The organism is Rhodococcus sp. WS3, assembly GCF_003797085.1.
In the GTDB taxonomy this organism is placed as follows: domain Bacteria; phylum Actinomycetota; class Actinomycetes; order Mycobacteriales; family Mycobacteriaceae; genus Rhodococcus_F; species Rhodococcus_F globerula.
On the sequence record NZ_RKMA01000001.1, the window covers coordinates 1,675,919 to 1,693,111 of the forward strand.

The 17,193-nt window shown below is 60.5% G+C and carries 20 protein-coding genes and 1 pseudogene; 10 read left to right on the forward strand and 11 right to left on the reverse strand.

Annotated elements, in window-relative coordinates; translation table 11 throughout:
* Nucleotides 1-108: 108 nt before the first annotated feature.
* The 3 genes from EEB13_RS07590 (at nt 109) to EEB13_RS07600 (ending at nt 4,508) form a co-directional block, all read left to right on the forward strand.
* Entirely contained in the window at nt 109-1,284 is a 1,176-nt protein-coding gene (locus tag EEB13_RS07590; protein ID WP_181933141.1) for a DUF1214 domain-containing protein, read from the forward strand.
* Nucleotides 1,285-1,687: 403 nt separating this feature from the next.
* The gene (locus EEB13_RS07595; protein WP_141484963.1) at nt 1,688-3,307 is read left to right on the forward strand and encodes an ABC transporter substrate-binding protein; all 1,620 of its coding nucleotides are present in this window, start codon (nt 1,688-1,690) and stop codon (nt 3,305-3,307) included.
* Between the two features lie 82 nt (nt 3,308-3,389).
* Entirely contained in the window at nt 3,390-4,508 is a 1,119-nt protein-coding gene (locus EEB13_RS07600) for a hypothetical protein (protein ID WP_141484964.1), read from the forward strand.
* An 85-nt stretch (nt 4,509-4,593) separates the two neighbouring features.
* Here EEB13_RS07600 and EEB13_RS31940 read toward each other — a convergent pair.
* A pseudogene (locus tag EEB13_RS31940) lies at nt 4,594-4,815 on the reverse strand (acetyl-CoA C-acyltransferase); the annotation flags it as partial.
* On the opposite strand from EEB13_RS31940, the gene EEB13_RS31945 reads away from it, so the two are divergent.
* Together EEB13_RS31945 and EEB13_RS07610 are read left to right on the forward strand one after the other, a co-directional pair.
* A complete protein-coding gene (locus tag EEB13_RS31945) occupies nt 4,776-4,916 on the forward strand; it encodes a hypothetical protein (protein WP_162487716.1) in 141 nt (46 codons plus the stop codon). The pseudogene EEB13_RS31940 and the gene EEB13_RS31945 sit on opposite strands and share 40 nt — an antisense overlap.
* 622 nt (nt 4,917-5,538) lie before the next feature.
* The gene (locus EEB13_RS07610; RefSeq protein ID WP_141484965.1) at nt 5,539-5,946 is read left to right on the forward strand and encodes a hypothetical protein; all 408 of its coding nucleotides are present in this window, start codon (nt 5,539-5,541) and stop codon (nt 5,944-5,946) included.
* A 169-nt stretch (nt 5,947-6,115) separates the two neighbouring features.
* Here EEB13_RS07610 and EEB13_RS07615 read toward each other — a convergent pair whose 3' ends face one another.
* Both EEB13_RS07615 and EEB13_RS07620 read right to left on the reverse strand, forming a co-directional pair.
* Nucleotides 6,116-6,868 carry a pyrimidine reductase family protein gene (locus EEB13_RS07615; protein ID WP_051730856.1) on the reverse strand — a complete coding sequence of 251 codons (753 nt, stop codon included), beginning with the start codon at nt 6,866-6,868 and terminating at the stop codon, nt 6,116-6,118.
* On the reverse strand, nt 6,865-7,383 hold the full coding sequence (locus EEB13_RS07620) for a flavin reductase family protein (protein ID WP_045064341.1): 519 nt from the start codon (nt 7,381-7,383) through the stop codon (nt 6,865-6,867). The genes EEB13_RS07615 and EEB13_RS07620 overlap by 4 nt, the downstream gene beginning before the upstream one ends.
* 402 nt (nt 7,384-7,785) lie before the next feature.
* Here EEB13_RS07620 and EEB13_RS07625 point away from each other — a divergent pair, with 402 nt between their 5' ends.
* From EEB13_RS07625 to EEB13_RS31435, 4 genes are all read left to right on the forward strand, one after another.
* Nucleotides 7,786-8,139 carry a hypothetical protein gene (locus EEB13_RS07625; protein WP_141484966.1) on the forward strand — a complete coding sequence of 118 codons (354 nt, stop codon included), beginning with the start codon at nt 7,786-7,788 and terminating at the stop codon, nt 8,137-8,139.
* Between the two features lie 130 nt (nt 8,140-8,269).
* Nucleotides 8,270-10,417 carry a catalase gene (locus tag EEB13_RS07630; RefSeq protein ID WP_222839790.1) on the forward strand — a complete coding sequence of 716 codons (2,148 nt, stop codon included), beginning with the start codon at nt 8,270-8,272 and terminating at the stop codon, nt 10,415-10,417.
* Nucleotides 10,418-10,531: 114 nt separating this feature from the next.
* Complete coding sequence (locus tag EEB13_RS07635; RefSeq protein ID WP_410055759.1) at nt 10,532-11,878, forward strand: APC family permease; 1,347 nt, start codon at nt 10,532-10,534, stop codon at nt 11,876-11,878.
* Between the two features lie 108 nt (nt 11,879-11,986).
* A complete protein-coding gene (locus EEB13_RS31435; protein ID WP_165826239.1) occupies nt 11,987-12,136 on the forward strand; it encodes a hypothetical protein in 150 nt (49 codons plus the stop codon).
* Between the two features lie 164 nt (nt 12,137-12,300).
* Here the strand turns inward: EEB13_RS31435 and EEB13_RS07640 are convergent, their stop codons facing one another.
* Nucleotides 12,301-13,554 (reverse strand): fatty acid desaturase family protein, encoded by a 1,254-nt coding sequence (locus tag EEB13_RS07640; protein ID WP_033231552.1) that lies wholly within the window; start codon nt 13,552-13,554, stop codon nt 12,301-12,303.
* Between the two features lie 66 nt (nt 13,555-13,620).
* A complete protein-coding gene (locus EEB13_RS31440; protein ID WP_092802765.1) occupies nt 13,621-13,776 on the reverse strand; it encodes a DUF6131 family protein in 156 nt (51 codons plus the stop codon).
* Nucleotides 13,777-14,127: 351 nt separating this feature from the next.
* Between EEB13_RS31440 and EEB13_RS07645 the strand changes: the two genes are divergently transcribed.
* The gene (locus EEB13_RS07645) at nt 14,128-14,853 is read left to right on the forward strand and encodes a TetR/AcrR family transcriptional regulator C-terminal domain-containing protein (RefSeq protein ID WP_141484968.1); all 726 of its coding nucleotides are present in this window, start codon (nt 14,128-14,130) and stop codon (nt 14,851-14,853) included.
* A 78-nt stretch (nt 14,854-14,931) separates the two neighbouring features.
* On the opposite strand, the gene EEB13_RS07650 is transcribed toward EEB13_RS07645, so the two are convergent.
* The 6 genes from EEB13_RS07650 to EEB13_RS07675 are packed head-to-tail and all read right to left on the reverse strand — an operon-like array spanning nt 14,932 to nt 17,190.
* Nucleotides 14,932-15,264, reverse strand: a complete 333-nt coding sequence (locus EEB13_RS07650; protein WP_051730249.1) for a gas vesicle protein K — start codon at nt 15,262-15,264, stop codon at nt 14,932-14,934.
* Complete coding sequence (gene gvpJ, locus EEB13_RS07655; RefSeq protein ID WP_033231554.1) at nt 15,257-15,466, reverse strand: gas vesicle protein GvpJ; 210 nt, start codon at nt 15,464-15,466, stop codon at nt 15,257-15,259. The genes EEB13_RS07650 and gvpJ (EEB13_RS07655) overlap by 8 nt, the downstream gene beginning before the upstream one ends.
* Nucleotides 15,463-16,251 (reverse strand): GvpL/GvpF family gas vesicle protein, encoded by a 789-nt coding sequence (locus EEB13_RS07660; protein ID WP_033231555.1) that lies wholly within the window; start codon nt 16,249-16,251, stop codon nt 15,463-15,465. The genes gvpJ (EEB13_RS07655) and EEB13_RS07660 overlap by 4 nt, the downstream gene beginning before the upstream one ends.
* Nucleotides 16,238-16,645: a gas vesicle protein gene (gvpJ, locus tag EEB13_RS07665; protein WP_141484969.1), complete on the reverse strand. Its 408-nt coding sequence runs from the start codon at nt 16,643-16,645 to the stop codon at nt 16,238-16,240. Before gvpJ (EEB13_RS07665) ends, EEB13_RS07660 begins: the two co-directional genes overlap by 14 nt.
* Nucleotides 16,642-16,932, reverse strand: coding sequence for a gas vesicle protein (locus EEB13_RS07670; RefSeq protein WP_033231557.1), 291 nt, complete (start codon nt 16,930-16,932; stop codon nt 16,642-16,644). The genes gvpJ (EEB13_RS07665) and EEB13_RS07670 overlap by 4 nt, the downstream gene beginning before the upstream one ends.
* Before the next feature lie 6 nt (nt 16,933-16,938).
* Nucleotides 16,939-17,190 carry a gas vesicle protein GvpG gene (locus EEB13_RS07675; protein ID WP_033231558.1) on the reverse strand — a complete coding sequence of 84 codons (252 nt, stop codon included), beginning with the start codon at nt 17,188-17,190 and terminating at the stop codon, nt 16,939-16,941.
* Nucleotides 17,191-17,193 lie beyond the last annotated feature (3 nt).

Consider the following 17,193-nt stretch of genomic DNA (forward strand, 5'->3'; position numbering starts at 1 on the left):
GAAACATCAATTGACGTCAATTATGTAGGCGCCCTCGCTACACCAGTACAACGCGACGGCGAAGAACTGACCCGAAGGATTTTGGAAACAGACACCTACCGCACAGCGATGAGAAGCGTCGAAATGCTCTACGCGGCCGACCCGCAGGGCTCGACACCGGCTGGAAAAGCGACGATCGGCAGAGCTGCCCATTCACTGGCCACCGCAGCGACCCAATATGCCATCTGCTCGGACCCGGAAATTCCGATGCTCATGTGGGGCGTAACCGCTCCACACGAGTTTCAAGGACTGAGTTCCCCCAGGTCCGGTTTCGGAATCGAGAACCCGGACAACGTTTACCGGCACACAGCGGTATCAGGGTCCTCGACATATGAGATCCGCGGGAAGATCAACTACCCGAGACCTACTGAGCAACACTTCGAGCTGCGCGACGCCATCCCTGGGACCACCTCCCTCACCGCCGAAGGCGGCATACAACTCGCAGGGTTGCACAGCGACGACATCGCGGTCGAAGCGGACGGGTCTTTTGTCATCACTCTGGACGCCCAGCCCGCCAACGGGCGGACCAACCACATCCGGATCCCTGCAAAGCAAGATTCGTTCTTGATTATCCGGGACCTCCTCGACGACTGGTCAACGGAGAATGTTGTCCGCCTCGATCTGGTTCGGACTTCAGGTCCTGCGGCTCGCGAACCGCGAAGCTTGGAACAGCTCACTACACGTTCGGTAGAGTTGCTGACGCAGATGGCGCCGTTCTGGCTCGACTACTTCAACAAGTATTTCTATAGCGAGGCAACAAATTACGTGCGCCCGGCGCGTCAGCGTCCCGCAGGTCGCGGACTCTCGACGGGGGGATGGTTCGACGTGAACGATGGAGAAGCGTTGGTTGTCACCGTCGATCCACTGGGTGCTGCGTCCCTCGGCATTCAACTCTCCGACCCGTGGGGAGTGGCGTACGAGTACATCGATCGAACAAGTAGCTTGAATACCGTTCAGGCAGAGCCTAATCCGAATGGTACGTACTCGTTTGTCATTTCCCGTGAGGATCCCGGCGCCTACAATTGGCTCGACCCCGAAGGGCACAACTCGGGAATGGTTGCAGTCCGCTGGCAATCCCTGCCAGTCAACGCCCCCGTCGAGTTGGCCATCCGGCGCTCCGAAGTTGTCAAACTGGATCAACTCAGAGAGCGTCTACCGGCAGGTACTTCCTTCATCACCGCGCAGCAGCGTGAACACCAGCAGACCTTCAGAGCCAGCAACTTCTTGCGTCGATACACCGACTAACGCACTTGCAGGCTAAGGAAAATAGCCCAAGATCGAGCGATATCGATTTCGATGGAACGTTCCTCACTATGAGCGACACGTCCGACATCGATGTGTCGGTCGAAGTGGACCGTTGAGCTATTGTCGTTCCCCGCCTTGGGAACTGCGTATATTGGCCGATCACTTCCACAAACACATTCCTTGATCGTCACATAGATCTCATGATCAACAACTGCAGCGGGCAACAGAACTTGTCTCACAGGCGATACACGAGTGCAGCCCGAAATTTGCGTGCTCGCAACAGAACCCGGCTGTCCGCCAGGTTCCGGTCAGCGGGACAACTCAACCGCCACCATGGTGCACATCACACAATAGGGAATCTTCGCTGAAGATTTCACTCATCCTTCCATTTGGAGGCGTCCCAATGACTCGTAGCTCCCTTCGCCGTCCGCGCAGATTGACGGCGGCTACCCTGGCGATCACCGCAAGCATGTTGCTCGCTTCGTGCGCAAACAGCGAATCAAACCGCGGTGCAGGGGAATCCGCAGATTCAGGTTCCACGCTCGAGATCGGCATGGTCAACGAACAAACAGAGCCCGGCACGCCCAACAAGGGTGGAACCTTGACGTTCAGCGGCTTCTCCTCGGTGACGACACTTGATCCGGCGAAGTCTCAGGTTGCCGGAGCCGTCGGTGGCAGTGAACTCGGAGCGATCTACGACTCGCTGATGCGCTACGACCCTATCGAGAAGACATTCGTTCCGCAGTTGGCACAGTCCCTCGATCCCAGCAGCGACAGCAAGACCTGGACGCTGAAGCTTCGTGACGGCGTCAAGTTCAGCGACGGAACGACACTCGACTCCAAGGCAGTTGTCGACAGCATCAACCGCTACGTCAACAACAAGGGACCGCAGTCCAGCCTCTGGGCAGCGAAGGTCGCCTCCATGGACGCTCCGGACGCGTCGACGGTCATCTTCAACCTCATCGATCCGTGGACCGGCATTCAGTCGATGCTCTCCGCCGGCCCCGGAATGATCGTCGCCCCGACCGCGCAACAGGGTGATCAGTTCACCCCGATCGGCGCCGGCGCATTCACCCTCGAAAAGTTCACTCCCAACGAGGAACTGCTGCTCGCAGCGCGTCCTGACTACCACGGCGGCGCACCGAATATCGACAAGCTCAAGCTCATCAGCATCGTCGGAGCTCAGCCCACCGCCGAGGCCCTCAAGACCGGTGGCATCGACGCGGCATACATGCGCACACTCACCCCGATCCTCGATCTGATCGAGTCCGGCTACCCGGGCTTCATCGACATCCCGTCGCTCGGCTACATCGCGAACGTCAACATGGCCGAAGGTCGCCCCGGTTCGGATCTTCGTGTGCGCCAGGCAATGGCAATGGCGATCGACCCCGAAACCCTCAACACCCGTGTCAACAACGGCAAGGGCCTTCCCGGACAGGTGATCTTCCAGGACACCTCCCGCTGGCACAACGACGTCGCCCCAATCGGTGTGGATCCGGCCAAGGCCAAGGAACTGCTCGATCAGGCCAAGGCAGACGGCTACGACGGCAAGGTCACCTTCCTCTCCATCCAGGAGCCGTCCTCACAGGCAACAGCCCTTGCTGTGCAGGCAATGCTCAACGCAGTCGGATTCGATGTACAAATCGAATACGTCACCAGTGCAAGCGACGTCACTAAACGCGTCTTGGTGGATCACGACTACGACATGGGAACCGGCGCGCTCAGCCTGTCCGAGGCCGATCCTTTTGAACGCCTGTATACCAATCTCAAGACAGGTGGCCGCAATAACGCCACCGGTTACTCGGATCCCCAAATGGATGTCCTACTCGATGAACTCGGAGTCGCTACCACCGACGAGGACAAGAAAACCGTCCTCGCCGAGATCCAGCAACGCGCCACAGACACTGTCCCCTGGCAGATTTGGGGCAATGTCCCCACGCTGGACGTGTGGAACAAGAACGTGCACGGCCTCCAGCAGAGCATCGACGGAATCATGTTCTTCGACGAAGCATGGAAGGAGTGATCCGGTTGGAGGCCAACAGCACAATGCCGGCTTCGATGTTCGGTAATTGCGCCTCGCCGCGCGCCCAATACCGGACTGCGTCATGACGCTGCCTGGGCAGGCTAGCGTTCCTGCAGAAGCATTCACCTACCTCGCCGACATGATCAGGGACTTCCCCGAAAAATTCGCACAACTGCCGATGCCCGACAATGCGATCGACGCCGCCGAGGGCAACCGACTGTTCCTGCGATATCTGACGATCGGGATCGAGCAATTCATCGAGTACACCGACCCCGCCTACCCGGACTTCCAGCAGAAAACCCGAGCCGGAGTGCGAAAGTTCGCGGGAGACAGCCCTGCTCAGCTATACGACTCGAGCCCCGTGTCGTCGAAGTACCAGTACATCGTCACGGGAAGCATGGCCGAGACGGAACTCATCGAACTCACCGTCTACTCAGGCGATTTGAGTGGCGCCAACAAAACACCGCGACGTCTCATCGATGCGATCACAGAAGCCGAGATCGACACCACGACGGACGGCAGCTTCACGCTCACAGTTGCCGCCGGGCATGAAGGACGCAACGGGGTAAAACTCGATACAGACGCCAGTGTCCTTTCGGTTAGGCGATATCTCCGTGATCCTCGCGTCGACAGGCCGCGGCCATTGTCCATTCGAAGAATCGGCGGGCCCGTAAATCCACCTCCCCTCACCGCTGATGCCTTGGCCACCGGACTCGAGCGCGCCGCGCAGTTCGCGTGGTTCAACACCCGAACTTGGGCACAGTGGGTGGGGACAACCAAGACCGAGAAGTTCAACGCCCTCAGCCCCATGCACGATTCGGGCGACATCTTTACCCCGGCCGGACACAAATACATGAACGGCTACTGGGCGGTGCCGGAGGGGTATGCGCTACGTATCTCGTTCACACCATCTACGGGAGCCTACTGGAGCTTCGTCCCGATGAACTACTGGATGGAGTCCCTCGAATGGCGCTTCGGCAACCGCGTCTTCGCCACCAGTTTCGATACCGAATCTGACGAAACCGGGCGGATCGAATTAGTTCTGGCGCATGATGATCCCAAGATTCCTGGCGCGACCTGGATAGAGACGCTCGGGCACAACGAAGGCACAATGGCGTTCCGATTCGCGCGCTGCCACAACGAATTACCCGAGACGACGATTGAACTCATCTGCCTGACAAAGGACTCGGGACAGGAGTAGGAGGGTCCGTTTCCGCCGGGTCGGCGCGGCCGGCTGGCCCGGCGATACATCGCATCACAAACGCGAGATGGAACTCCCGATGACACTCGGTATCGGACATGATGACCAGAGCGGCGGCGCAGTCATTCAAGGGGCGCGCGTTGCCGGCGGTGACAGTGCCTTCCGGACGGAACACCGGCAGGGTAGTCGTCGGTGGAAACAACGGTGCCGTCAGGCAGGGTGACCGGGTGATCTCCCGCGCGAAGAATCCTGTCTCAAGGGTCTCCCGTGCCCGAGTCGAGGCGTTCCGTCTGGTTCGACACCACCGGAACGCACTGCAACTGGTTGATCCCCGATTGGGCTGCGGTCGCCGAGGACTACGACGCAGCACACCTGAGCCTTCACGGATACCTCACCACGCCGGAATAGCAATCTCTCTGTCCGGCAACAAATGTGCGACGCTTCTGGGTGGATGGGATCCCGATCCCACATTCTGGCTGACGCCGGTGCCCTGGACATCGATGACGATGCGCGGCCGAGATCAGGCAATGCAATCCCGGATACGATATCGGCGGGATGCTATCGATAACGCGCCACGGCCGGAGCGGAGCCTCGGTGCCGCTTCGATCCGCAGATCCTTCCCATTTACGAATTCTGCTTGGCCAAGCGTCGTGAGGCCGGTTTCGACGGATCTTCGACGAGTGCTGCGGGTTCTCTTAACCTCGGCAGAGACGAAGGCGGAATCCGTGGATTTCGCTGCCGATGCAGGGTAGCTATCGGTCGGGGGCTGTGGCCGTTGATCGTCCTTGGCGCTCGTTAATCCGATCGGGAGTGTGTAGCGGCGGATTCCCAACTCACGAAAAAAGCCGCGGTGCATCGCCATCCGGTTGTTCTTCAGATCGGCCAAGAGACTCTCGATACCGACTTCGGAAAGAGGACTCCTCCCACACGAGGTCGCCACGTTGGTACGGCATCTGCAGACCCGTCTCGGTGAAGGCCTGAAACGCGAACCGACACCGCGTCGCCGGTCACATGACTAGAGTCGACCCGTATGACTGCACTCAACGCCATCGGACGTATCGGCGCCACTGCCCTTGCGACGCTCGCGATCTCCGGCTTCCTGATATCGGGAACCGCGGCAGCGGCGCCGAGCACGGTTCCGTTCCAGGTCGACCCCTTCATTCCGCTCGTCGATCTACCCACGCCCCGCCTTGCCGCGATCGTCGGCGAAGAACCGGGCGCCGCCGTGTTGCACGTGCGCCGCGCACCCGGGGACGGAAACCCGCACTCCGCAGTCGTCCACTGGCTGAGTCTCGGCACCGGAGCATATGGATCCGCATCATTTCCGACGCTGGACGCTCAACCCGTCACCATTCGTCCGGGCTCGGGTCAGGTCGTCGCATACGTCGACCCCCAGGCGATCGGAACACCTGGCTTCGGCACCTTCTTCGTTCCCTGAAACCTGCGTGACCGTCAAATCATGGTCCACTCGAACTTCGCGATGTCGCCGACGGTGAGTTCAAACAGATCCTGCCCTACACGCTGCCGCAGACTCTCGGACACGACGACGCAGGCACCGTCACCCGGCGTACGCGCGCCAAAAGGCCGCCCGAGGAACCTCAAAGTGATCAACACGCAGAGCGAGGGCGCTGGTAGCGCATGTACAAGTATTCGGCTTCGAGCAAGACGTGCCGGAGCTGCAACGCCTGGGGAACCTCGAGTGGCGGGGCAGCGATCGGCCCGGAGACTGGTTGGGGTCCCGCCAGTTTCGGGGAGAGAGTAAAGCACATGTCGTCAACGAGATCGTGGGCCACGAGGGTAGACAGAAGGGCTGGGCCTCCTTCGCAGAGCACACGCATCAACCCGCGATCGCGTAGGCCCGCGATCATCGCGACCGGATCGACATAGTCGTCCCCAGCCACCATGATCTCGACACGGGACCGCACATCGGGACCGAATGTGGCGGCCACCTGTGCACTGGTGACGACGATTGGGCGTGGCCCATCGGCGGTGAACAGCGCGGATTTCCAGGGAAGGTCACCGCTGTGCGTGACAACCGCAACGGGCGGCAACGACACTTGCCCGCACGCGTCGCGGCGGTATCGACGGAGTTCCGCATCGAGCGTTACAGGTCCGTACCGTTCCGCGCGTATCGTTCCGGCGCCGACTAGGAGCACATCGCAGTAGGCGCGCAGGGACCTCAGCAACTGATGATCAGCAGTGTTGGAGATTGGGCGTACTCGACCGTCGAATGCAGCGGCCCCGTCGAGGCTCGAAACCATGTTCACTCGAACCCCTTCGGGGGCGTCGGCGTAGAAGTCGTGAAGGGTGCGGCCTTGGGCGTCTATGGGAAATAACGATCGCCACCGATGCACTGTCATGCGTCGTGTCCGGGTTCGAGCGCTCGAACGTCCGCGAACGTGATGTACTCGTCGAGTTCTTCAGGTGCGTAACCGGTTTCGGGTTCGAGCAGGAAAGCAACATGGTCACCCGTGTCCACCTGTTCGAGGATGCGCCCAGCGAACCAGGCCTCGGCTTCTTCGAGAATTGGAAGCCCGAAAGGCCCATGGCTCCACTCGCAGCGTGTGAACTTGTCGATATCGTCGCCCGTCGACTCCCCGAACAGCTTCGCTATCGCGTCGTTTCTGCGGGGGATGAGGTGTACGGCCAGATGCTCGGCGGCGGCAGCGAGTCGGTAGGTGTGGTTCTTGTTCGACAGACCGATGAGGAAACGCGGAGGCGAAATACTGATCTGCGAGGCGAAACCGACGAGGCACCCCGCCCGCTGGTCTCCCACCTGAGTGGTTACGACGAACATCGGATAATTCAGTGCCCCCACGATCCGCTCGAAGGCACCACTGTCCGGCGACTGAAGGTTCTCACTCGAATCCTGCATCGTTGCTCCCTTCACTCCGCTAGCTACCCCTACGGGAGGGACAGCTAACTGCGATGTCCTTATTGCACAGCAACCCATTCTCACTGTTGCCGATTATCTATATCAGATGGTATAGATTTGAGGTAGCAAGAGATGCACATACCGATGGACAAAAATCAGATCAGGTGCTGCCAGGCGCAGAGCATGACGTCGGGAAAATTCTCCTGGCACCCCAACACCTCGGGAGCTGGACAATGACGATGATCGGCATTACATCCGCTGAGAGCGGCACGACACGCGCTGGCGGCTCGACTGCCCGCCGCCGAACTCACTCAACGAAGCTCACGAGGGCCTCGTTGAGCTCCCGGGGCAGCCACACCTGAATCTCTTATCCAGTTCTACGCCGGCGAGTGAGGATAACCAATGGGCAAGTGGGTTTCCCTGCCATGGGACGTATTGCGCTTGCAATACACGGTAATTCGGTTTCCGCTGACACTTCTGGGGCGCCTGGTCGTACGCGCATTCGACACCGATGCGCCATGTCGGCTCACGTACCAACAGATGCTCGAATCGATCGACGGTACAGCGGGGACCATTCTCGGTGACCGCACCCTGGCCCGCCGAGCACAGGCAGAGATGGGGCCCACCAGCACGGAAGTACCGTCGCCGACAAACTACAGTCCCCCGCCCGTGGCCTTCGATTCGGACTCACATGTACGAACCGAATGCCCCGAGGATGGACGACTGCACGCGCATCACATGGCGGATTGGCGATAGGCCTGGCCCGATCGGCAACACTTGCCCGTCCAATGACATAACACCTTTGCGCCACATCGAAGTTCAGCCCACACTTCCCACCACCTTCTGACTCGAAGTCAACTTTCGGAAAAGAAATCGAGGAGGCACAGTGCCCAAGAAGACGCCCACAAAGAACCCCCAGATCCCCGGGGTACCAGGCCCAGTAACACCGCCTCTGGAAGAACCAACCGAGCCCAGCGCTCCGTTGCCCCCGAAGGCCGATCAACGCTCCCCTCAACTGCGCACGGCGACAGCCGAAGTCGTCGACGGCCCTGACTACGCGCGTGGACAGCAGGGTGAATATCTGACCACCGCACAGGGCGCCCGCCTTTACGACACAGACCACTCTCTCAAAGCCGGGGAACGCGGCCCAACTCTGCTCCAGGACCACCACTTACGGGAAAAGATCACCCACTTCGATCACGAGCGGATCCCCGAGCGCGTCGTTCACGCCCGCGGCGCCGGCGCCCATGGAGTGTTCCGCGCCTTCGGTGCCGCTGAAAAAGTGACTAAAGCAGGCTTCCTCCGCAGAGGAGTCGAAACCCCCGTATTCGTTCGCTTCTCCACAGTGCTCGGCTCACGCGGCTCGGCAGACGCGGTCCGAGACACTCGCGGCTTCGCCACCAAGTTCTACACAGCCGACGGAACATTCGACCTGGTCGGCAACAACATCCCGGTCTTCTTCATCCAAGACGGAATCAAATTCCCCGACATCATCCATGCCGCGAAACCACATCCCGACCGCGAGATCCCGCAAGCCCAGAGCGCACACGACACATTCTGGGATTTCGTCTCCCTCCACACCGAAGCCACCGCGCACACCCTCTGGAACATGTCCGACCGCGGTATCCCCCGGTCGTATCGAATGATGGAAGGATTCGGCGTTCACACCTTCCGGCTTCTCAACGACGACGGAGAAACGTCACTGGTGAAGTTCCACTGGAAGCCCCGCCTGGGCGTGCACTCGGTGGTATGGGAAGAAGCACAACTGATCAACGGATTCGATCCCGACTTCCACCGCCGCGATCTCGCCGACGCCATCGAAGCCGGTGCGTACCCGGAATGGGAACTGGGCATCCAAATCTTCCCCGACACCCCCGAGCAGATGTTCGAGGGCATCGACCTCCTCGATCCCACCAAGTTCGTTCCCGAGGAACTGGCCCCGGTTCAACCGATCGGGGTGATGACGCTCAACGCGAACCCGACCAATTTCTTCGCCGAAACCGAACAGATCGCCTTCCACCCAGGGCACCTCGTGCCCGGTATCGACGTCACCGACGATCCGCTACTGCAGGCCCGCCTGTTCTCTTACCTGGACACCCAGATCAGCCGACTGGGTGGACCCAACTTCGGTCAGATCCCGATCAACCGCCCACACGCACCGGTCAACGACATGTTCCGGGACGGAATGCACCAGAGCGCAGTATATTCCGGTGTCGCCCCCTACAAGCCGAACTCCCTCGACGGGGGTTGCCCCTTCATGGCCGGCGCAGAGGCCGGGGCGTTCGTCGAAGTACCGGTAGCGCTCGAGGCCGGTACAAAACTTCGCGGCGCGCCAGCCACTTTTGACGACCATTACTCGCAGGCGCGTCTGTTTTACAGCAGTCTCACTGTCATCGAACAAGACCATGTGGCACAGGCGTACACCTTTGAACTGGGAAAGTGCTACGAACAAACGATCAAAGAACGAGCCCTCGGTGTGATCGCCAACATCGATCCCGACCTGTGCGCGAAGGTCGCCGCGGGCCTTGGCCTCCCGGCCCCGAAGCCGTCCGTCCCGTTCGACGACGCACCGATGCCTAGCTCTGCCCTGTCCCAGATCGGTGCGCAGTGGCCGGTTGCCGGCCGGGTGATCGGCATCGTGGCCGATGAGAACTCCGATCTCGCCGCGGTCACCGCAGCGGTGTCAGCTATAGCAGCCGACGCAATGGTGCCATTGGTGATCGGCCCCCACGGCGGTGAATTGGTCTCGGACTCGGTCACTGTTCCCGTCTCGCGCACCTTCGATACCGCACGATCGATCGAATTCGACGCTCTCCTGCTCGCCGGGGCACCTGCAGACCCACGAGTGAATATCCTCCTGTCGGAAATGTTCCGGCACGGCAAGGCCATCGGGGGGTGGAACGACGGGATAACACTCCTCAGCAACGCTGGCATCGCTGATTCGGACGGCGTCGTGACCGGGGAGGACGGACCGTCGGCGCTCGAACAGGTAGTGACGCTGCTCGCATCGCATCGAGTCTGGAGTCGCCTCTGAGCAACGCCGGTGAGGTGACTGAATCTGAGTAGCGGCACAGCCACAGTTCTGAGTAGCGGCACAGCCACAGTGAAGACAGGATGACCCTTGCAGAAACGACGCGCCTCACAGTCGGTGAACCTGGACGAGACTGAACAGTCCGACAAGAGCGGACGGCGAAACATTCTCGCCCGGGCCATAACTGGGCCACTTCTTTTCATCTTCATACTCGGCGACGTTCTGGGCGCCGGAATCTATGCATTGGTCGGTGTCATCGCCGGTGAGGTCGGGGGCGCGGTCTGGGTGCCGCTCCTGGTAGCCCTGGCGATGGCGTTGCTGACGGCGACGTCGTACGCCGAATTGGTGACGAAGTATCCGCGCGCCGGCGGTGCCGCGGTGTTCGCACAACGAGCGTTCCGTAAACCGCTCGTCTCGTTTCTCGTCGGCTTCTCGATGTTGGCAGCGGGAGTGACGAGCGCAGCGGGACTTGCACTGGCATTCTCCGGCGACTATCTCGAAGCCTTCGTCGACGTGCCCACTGTTCCGGCTGCACTCGTGTTCCTGTTACTCGTGGGCCTTCTCAACGCGCGAGGCATCAAGGAGTCGATGCGCGCAAATGTTGTCATGACAGTCGTCGAGGTCACCGGTCTGGTGCTGGTCGTCGTCCTCGCGTGCGTCGTGCTGGGGCGCGGTGACGGAAACTTGACTCGCCTCGTCGAGTTCGACGACAGCCGTTCCCCGGCATTAGGGGTGCTGGCTGCTGCGCTGCTTGCTTACTACTCGTTTGTCGGCTTCGAGACGTCCGCGAACGTTGCCGAAGAGGTGAAGAACGTGAGCAAGGTCTACCCCCGTGCCCTGTTCGGAGCTTTGGTGACGGCAGGCGTCGCCTACGTGCTCGTGGGATTCTCGGCTTCGGTAGTTCTGCCCGCCGATGAACTCGCCGAGTCGTCCGGTCCGCTGCTGGCAGTAGTGTCGGCGGCCGACGTCGGTTTTCCACCTCGACTGTTCAGCCTGATAGCGCTCGTCGCCGTCGCCAACGGTGCGCTGCTGACGATGATCATGGCTAGTCGGCTCACTTATGGAATGGCATCCGAAGGGTTGCTTCCCTCATCGTTTGCGAAAGTACTTCCGCAGCGACGCACCCCATGGTTGGCAATTGTCGCCACCACTGTTGTCGCCATGGGTTTGTGTCTGACCGGGTCGCTGTCTGCATTGGCTGAGACGGTGGTGTTGCTATTGCTGGTCGTCTTTATCAGCACAAATATCGCCGTACTCGTTTTGCGTCGTGATGTGGTGAAGCACAGCCACTTCCGAGCGCCGACCATCTTCCCGATCCTTGCTCTTCTCACCTGCGTCGCGTTGCTCACGCAGCAGAGCGCGGCGACTTGGCTACGCGCCGCAGCGCTACTGGCGGTCGGGATAGTTCTCTACGCCCTCTCACACCGCGCCACGAAAAATGACACAACGAGCTCCAACGCGTAACCATAGGACGAGTTTTCTGCTACCGCCGCGCTCCCACGAGGAGGCTAGATTGGTGTAGCGGGTCCTGGCAACTACAGGAACGACGAATATTCCGACCGAGGAGTTTAAATGGCGAAGACGGATCGCAGCGATAAAACCCCGAAGGCTGGACATCCCGGCCCCAAAGACAAGGGCGAGGGCGGTGGTATGGCTACGCGCGAGCAAGCCGCGGAGTCTGCTCCGAACTCAACTGATGAAAAGAAAAAGCGTCAGTCATAGTCCTGATTGATCAATCGCTTTGGATCAGGACTGTTCCTGAGTCGGTGCCCAGCGAACCGTCGACTGTAACCGATGTCGCGCGCGAAAATGCGAGGTACATGATTGATCGTCGAGTTGTCGTACAACTCCCACGAAGAATTCGTTGAGCGCCCGGAGTGGGTTGATCAGGCGTGGTAATCGCGCCGTTCGAATAGTGCGTTTCTCTGCCTATGGCGGCTGCTGGGCATCGATCGTAGCGCCGTTCGAAGCCCGGTCCGCAGTCGTGGGGCCGACGTCTCGGACTTGGACAAGATGGTGCGGAATTTCAGTTCGGAAGCAGTCTCAGGGGCGTCGTCGGCTGTCGCACGGAGAAATCGGTCGGGCAGAGACAGTTTGTGAATGGTGCGTAGGGTTAGAAGATACTGCCGTGCAAGGGAACCCGTGGTGTAGGGCAGATCATATTTTTCGCACAGCGCACGGACCTGGGTGGAGATTTCCGCGTAGCGGTTGCTGGGCAGGTCTGGAAATAGGTGATGTTCGATCTGGTAGCAGAGGTTGCCGCTCAGGAACGCCATCACCGTCCCGGCACGGAAGTTAGCTGAGCCGAGCATCTGTCGCAGGTACCATTCCCCGCGAGTCTCGTTCTCGAGTTCGGCGACGGTGAACTTCTCGGCGCCGTCGGGGAAATGCCCGCAGAAAATCACCACATATGCCCATACGTTCCTAAGCAGATTCGCGGCCAGATTCGCCGTCAAAGTCCGTCGCCACCGACGTCCGCTGAGGGCGGGGAAGAACAAATAGTCCTTGCCCATTTGCCGGGCGATCTTGCCGACCAAGGCCCGTGTATCGGCAGATTTTTCGGAGTCGGTGTCGGCGTGGTCCTGTTCGGAATACAGGCTGTGCAGGGCGATACCCCATTCGAACGTCGCCGCTAGCAACAGATTCCGCAGCGGCTGAAAGAGATTCCCCGGACGCCACGGCTGGTCCCGGGTGATGCGAAGCACGCCGTAGCCGAGGTCATCGTCCATCCCCACGACGTTGCTGAACACGTGGTGGCGATAGTTGTGGGAATAGCGCCACTGCGAGGAGAGCCCAACCATGTCCCACTCCCATGTGCCGGAGTGAATTTCAGGGTCGTTCATCCAGTCCCATTGACCGTGGGAGACGTTGTGCCCGATCTCCATGTTCTCGACGCTCTTGGCCACCCCGAGAGCCGTTGCCCCGATTACCCACGCCGGCGTGGTTCTGGTGCCGTGGATCAACAGCCGTGCAATGACATCGAGTACTCGCTGAAACGCGATGGTGCGGCGGATGTATGAGGCGTCCGCTCCGCCGAGCGATTCGGCGACTGCTCGGCGGATGTCGTTCAGTTCGTCGCTGAGCGACTCGACGTCTGCTGCGGCGAGGTGCGCGTATTCCTTGATGTCGGAAATGGCCATCAGTGTGTTCCTGCAGTGGTTCCCGCGGGTGTTGCTGTCGTGACACAGCCGCATACGGGGAGGCTGTCAGTAGTAGTGGCGCCGACCGGCCACTGCGTGGCCCATCGAGCCCATAATCTCCAGCACCGCTCCGATGACGACGAGTGCGATCCCGACATACAACAGGACAGGGACGCTGATCACCACGCCGACGATGGCGAGGATGATACCGAGAATAATCATGATGATTACCTGATTTCGGAGTTGAAGGAAGGTACGGTGCTCTGCACGACATGCACGGCGGGAATCTTCTTCCTCTAGGGCGCTTCGTCGGTGCCGACACAGCGCGTTGTCGATGATTCGATGACGTGCCGTCCGATCATTGTGTGATGCTGCGCCTAGCCGTAGCCCCAGATGTTCGACGGCCAAAAGGAATTCGACGGTCGAAAGAGACCACAGGTGGTCTTTCAAGGCTCACCGGGGCCCTCCTGGCCACTACGTTCAATGTCCAGTGAACGCCGCGTTTCCCCAGCTGTCAACGCTGTATATCTACGCTTCCGGCCTACAGTGTTAGGTAGTCGAAAGGAGACGGCGATGGCGAAGTCCCCTGCACGTGGCAGCAGCCGTTCCGTCGACGACGGCTCAGACGGTAGCGCACTCACCAAAGAGCGAATCCTGGTGTCGGCACTCGAAATTCTCGATCGTGACGGCATCGACGGACTTTCGATGCGACGCCTCGGAAAGGCACTCGGACGGGATCCGATGACTCTGTACCGACATGCACCCAACAAAGCAGCACTCCTCGACGGGGTTGCCGAGAAGGTCCTCGAACAGCTTGTCGTCGACACCGACGACAACGACTGGATGACCCAGCTTCGCTCGATCGCCCGGCACTTTCGTCGCTTGGCGCTCGCGCATCCTCACGTGGTCCCCTTACTGGTCACCCTGCCCCTTGCGACACCTCTGGGAATGCGACCGCCAGGAACCCTGCGTCCATTCGAAGACATCCTGAGTTTGCTCAGCCGAGCGGGTTTCAGCGCTACCGACGCGTTACGCGTCTACCGGGCGTTGTTCGGTTTCCTTTTCGGACATATCCTCCAAGAGCTGCAGGAGCTCGTCGAACGACCCGACGAAACCGACAACTTACTTCGCCTGGGGCTGAATCGGCTACCGATCGGGGAATTCCCGTTGGTGCGTGCACTCGCACCGGTTCTTGCGTCCTACGACGGCGCCGCCGAACTCGAACGGGGCCTCGATATCCTCTTCTCCGGTCTGACCTCCACACTGACCTCCCCGGAAGGACGGACAGATACCAATTAATCGACAGTGGTTCGATGCGCGGCCCGCGCATCGGAATTCCTGTCCTATGACTCCTGACCTCAGGTGTCGTTGGACTGGCTATTCGTTGGACAGCAGCGGTCCCAGCGGTCCGAGGTCGATGTTGAGGTCTTCGGGTGTGAGACCGAAATGCTCCCTCAATTCGGCCATTCGATCCTCGAGCAGCATCAAAGTCGTGCCGATGCGCTCGATCTGTTCGTCGCTGAGATCTCCGTGTTCGACACGGCGCAGCGCCTGGCGCTCCATGAGTTGACGTAGGAGTTCGACGAGCGTGAGAACCAGGGTGACCAAACCACGTTCGACTGATTCGGGGTCTGCGTCGATCCGCTGTGGTAGAACGCGGCGGCCGAGGTCTGGGTTCGCATCCGAGTTGAAGTCCCCCGGTTCAGTCATCGGTGATGTCCGGTTCTGTTGGATCAGGAACGAGCGCGCTAACCGACGCGATCAGGGTTCGTAGCGAGATCCGCACCATGTCGACGTCTGCCAGCGAGAGAGTGATCTCGCCGGTGACGACAACTCCCCCGCCGAGCACCCGGTCGAGCAGGTCTACGAGAGCGATGCGACGAGTATCGTCGGCCGGGACCATCTCGCTCATCGAGTCACCATGTCGATCCCGGAAAATGAGTACGGGGGCCACGGTCCGGTCAGTTCCACTGTGATGCCCTCACGTTCGGCGTCGAGCGTCGCAACGAAGGTTGTGAAGTCGTCGACCCGATCGTCGTCCACAAGGTAGGTACCGTTGAAGATCATCCAGGCGCGTTTTCCGGACAGGACAGGATCGGTGACAGGCCGCCGGAGACCGTCGACGGCGCGTTGGAGTAGCGCAGCATGTAAGTCGTCTGCCTCGGCCGCTGCGCGGCGTTCCACGTTCTGTTGCGCAGTCAACTCGGCCCGGCGTCGAAGCAGATAAGCTGTTCCCTTTCCAGTCGGACTGGGCTCGGGTTGTTTCTCGGGTGATGTCTGCGCCAGCGCACGTGCATCGCCATAACCCTTGACTCCCCATTCGCTTCGCCCGGCCACGGAACGTAATGCGGCGCAGAACTTTTCACGCCCGACCTCGAGCAAACTGCGAATTCGGTCGTCGTCTAGGTACAGGGTGGCCAAGCGCAGCGGAATCGTAGGACCGCAGCGCAGCACGGCAGATACGACGCGCTCATGGGCTCGCGCGGTTGCTGCCAGCCAGTCGAGATCGTCGAGGTGCCGTCGCAGTGGAACCTCACCGAATTCGTCGAGATCAACCGAGCCCACTACCGCCGCCAGGTCGGTCGAATGCACCACCCGGACAGCCTCACCCGCCACGCCGAGGACCCCGCTCAGGGACACGCCGTCGAGACTCTCGGACGTGATGGCGTAGAGCCACACGCCTTCATTTCCTGTCATCGTCTTCGTCCCAGCGCCGCGTCTCCACCTCGATCGGTTCGTCCGAGGTAAGCGCAGAGTTCACCGACCTGTCGGCCTCGAGTTCGGCGATCCGTTCCCGCAGGCGTGTGTTCTCCAGTTCGACGTTGTTGTTCTTTCCGGTAAGCCAGGGATCGTGCTCCCACCAATCGATGCCCACCTCCTTCGCCGTTTCCAGCGAAGCGATCACAAGTCGCACCTTGATCGTCAGTAATTCGATGTCGAGCAGGTTTACCTGAATGTCCCCGGCGATCACCAGACCTTTGTCGAGCACCCGTTCGAGAATGTCCCCAAGGTTGGTCGACTCGCGCCCACCGCCCATGCCGCCACCTGAGACCTGTGGCAGGTTGCTCGAACCGCCGCCGGCGACGGTCATGACCGTCCGCCCATACCGTCACCCGCACCGCGGGCATAGCGGCGGGTTCTGCGATAGGACAGCAACTCTCCGTCCATATCCAACACCACCTCATATAGTGCGAGCATGTCCGTCGACGACGGGACGCGCCGATCCTCGATCACCTCCACTTCCACAGTCCAGCCTTCGTCGGTCGGCATCACCGACGTCGCACCCAACGGCTTCTTTCCAGTCAACTGCGTGATGTCGCGCAATGCGAGTTCGGCGACGTCATGTGCAGGCAGGGGCGGTGGCTCCTCTTCCACCATGGCGCATCACTCCTCCTCCTGAGTGATCGTCTGTCGTGTTGCAGCCATGTCGTCGAGGATGACCTGCTGCGCTTGTTGTTCCTCTTCCGCCGTGATCTCGCCCGCAGCCCGCGCTTCCTCCAACTCCTCGAGGGCGCGGCGTGCGCTGGCGGGATTGTGCAGTTCGTCCTCGACCTGTTGTTGAATCAACTCGGCCAGCGAGATCACCCCGCGCACCGGGGCGAGTGGCAGCGTGACGATGAAGGAAAGCAAACCCATCGG

Bases quoted from the DNA above. Each gene is read 5' to 3' on its own strand.
- EEB13_RS07590 (WP_181933141.1), top strand. From the start codon at position 109: ATGAGAAGCGTCGAAATGCTCTACGCGGCCGACCCGCAGGGCTCGACA.
- EEB13_RS07595 (WP_141484963.1), top strand. From the start codon at position 1,688: ATGACTCGTAGCTCCCTTCGCCGTCCGCGCAGATTGACGGCGGCTACC.
- EEB13_RS07600 (WP_141484964.1), top strand. From the start codon at position 3,390: ATGACGCTGCCTGGGCAGGCTAGCGTTCCTGCAGAAGCATTCACCTAC.
- EEB13_RS07610 (WP_141484965.1), top strand. From the start codon at position 5,539: ATGACTGCACTCAACGCCATCGGACGTATCGGCGCCACTGCCCTTGCG.
- EEB13_RS07615 (WP_051730856.1), bottom strand. From the start codon at position 6,868: ATGACAGTGCATCGGTGGCGATCGTTATTTCCCATAGACGCCCAAGGC.
- EEB13_RS07620 (WP_045064341.1), bottom strand. From the start codon at position 7,383: ATGCAGGATTCGAGTGAGAACCTTCAGTCGCCGGACAGTGGTGCCTTC.
- EEB13_RS07625 (WP_141484966.1), top strand. From the start codon at position 7,786: ATGGGCAAGTGGGTTTCCCTGCCATGGGACGTATTGCGCTTGCAATAC.
- EEB13_RS31435 (WP_165826239.1), top strand. From the start codon at position 11,987: ATGGCGAAGACGGATCGCAGCGATAAAACCCCGAAGGCTGGACATCCC.
- EEB13_RS07640 (WP_033231552.1), bottom strand. From the start codon at position 13,554: ATGGCCATTTCCGACATCAAGGAATACGCGCACCTCGCCGCAGCAGAC.
- EEB13_RS31440 (WP_092802765.1), bottom strand. From the start codon at position 13,776: ATGATTATTCTCGGTATCATCCTCGCCATCGTCGGCGTGGTGATCAGC.
- EEB13_RS07645 (WP_141484968.1), top strand. From the start codon at position 14,128: ATGGCGAAGTCCCCTGCACGTGGCAGCAGCCGTTCCGTCGACGACGGC.
- EEB13_RS07650 (WP_051730249.1), bottom strand. From the start codon at position 15,264: ATGACTGAACCGGGGGACTTCAACTCGGATGCGAACCCAGACCTCGGC.
- gvpJ (WP_033231554.1), bottom strand. From the start codon at position 15,466: ATGAGCGAGATGGTCCCGGCCGACGATACTCGTCGCATCGCTCTCGTA.
- EEB13_RS07660 (WP_033231555.1), bottom strand. From the start codon at position 16,251: ATGACAGGAAATGAAGGCGTGTGGCTCTACGCCATCACGTCCGAGAGT.
- gvpJ (WP_141484969.1), bottom strand. From the start codon at position 16,645: ATGACCGTCGCCGGCGGCGGTTCGAGCAACCTGCCACAGGTCTCAGGT.
- EEB13_RS07670 (WP_033231557.1), bottom strand. From the start codon at position 16,932: ATGGTGGAAGAGGAGCCACCGCCCCTGCCTGCACATGACGTCGCCGAA.
- EEB13_RS07675 (WP_033231558.1), bottom strand. From the start codon at position 17,190: ATGGGTTTGCTTTCCTTCATCGTCACGCTGCCACTCGCCCCGGTGCGC.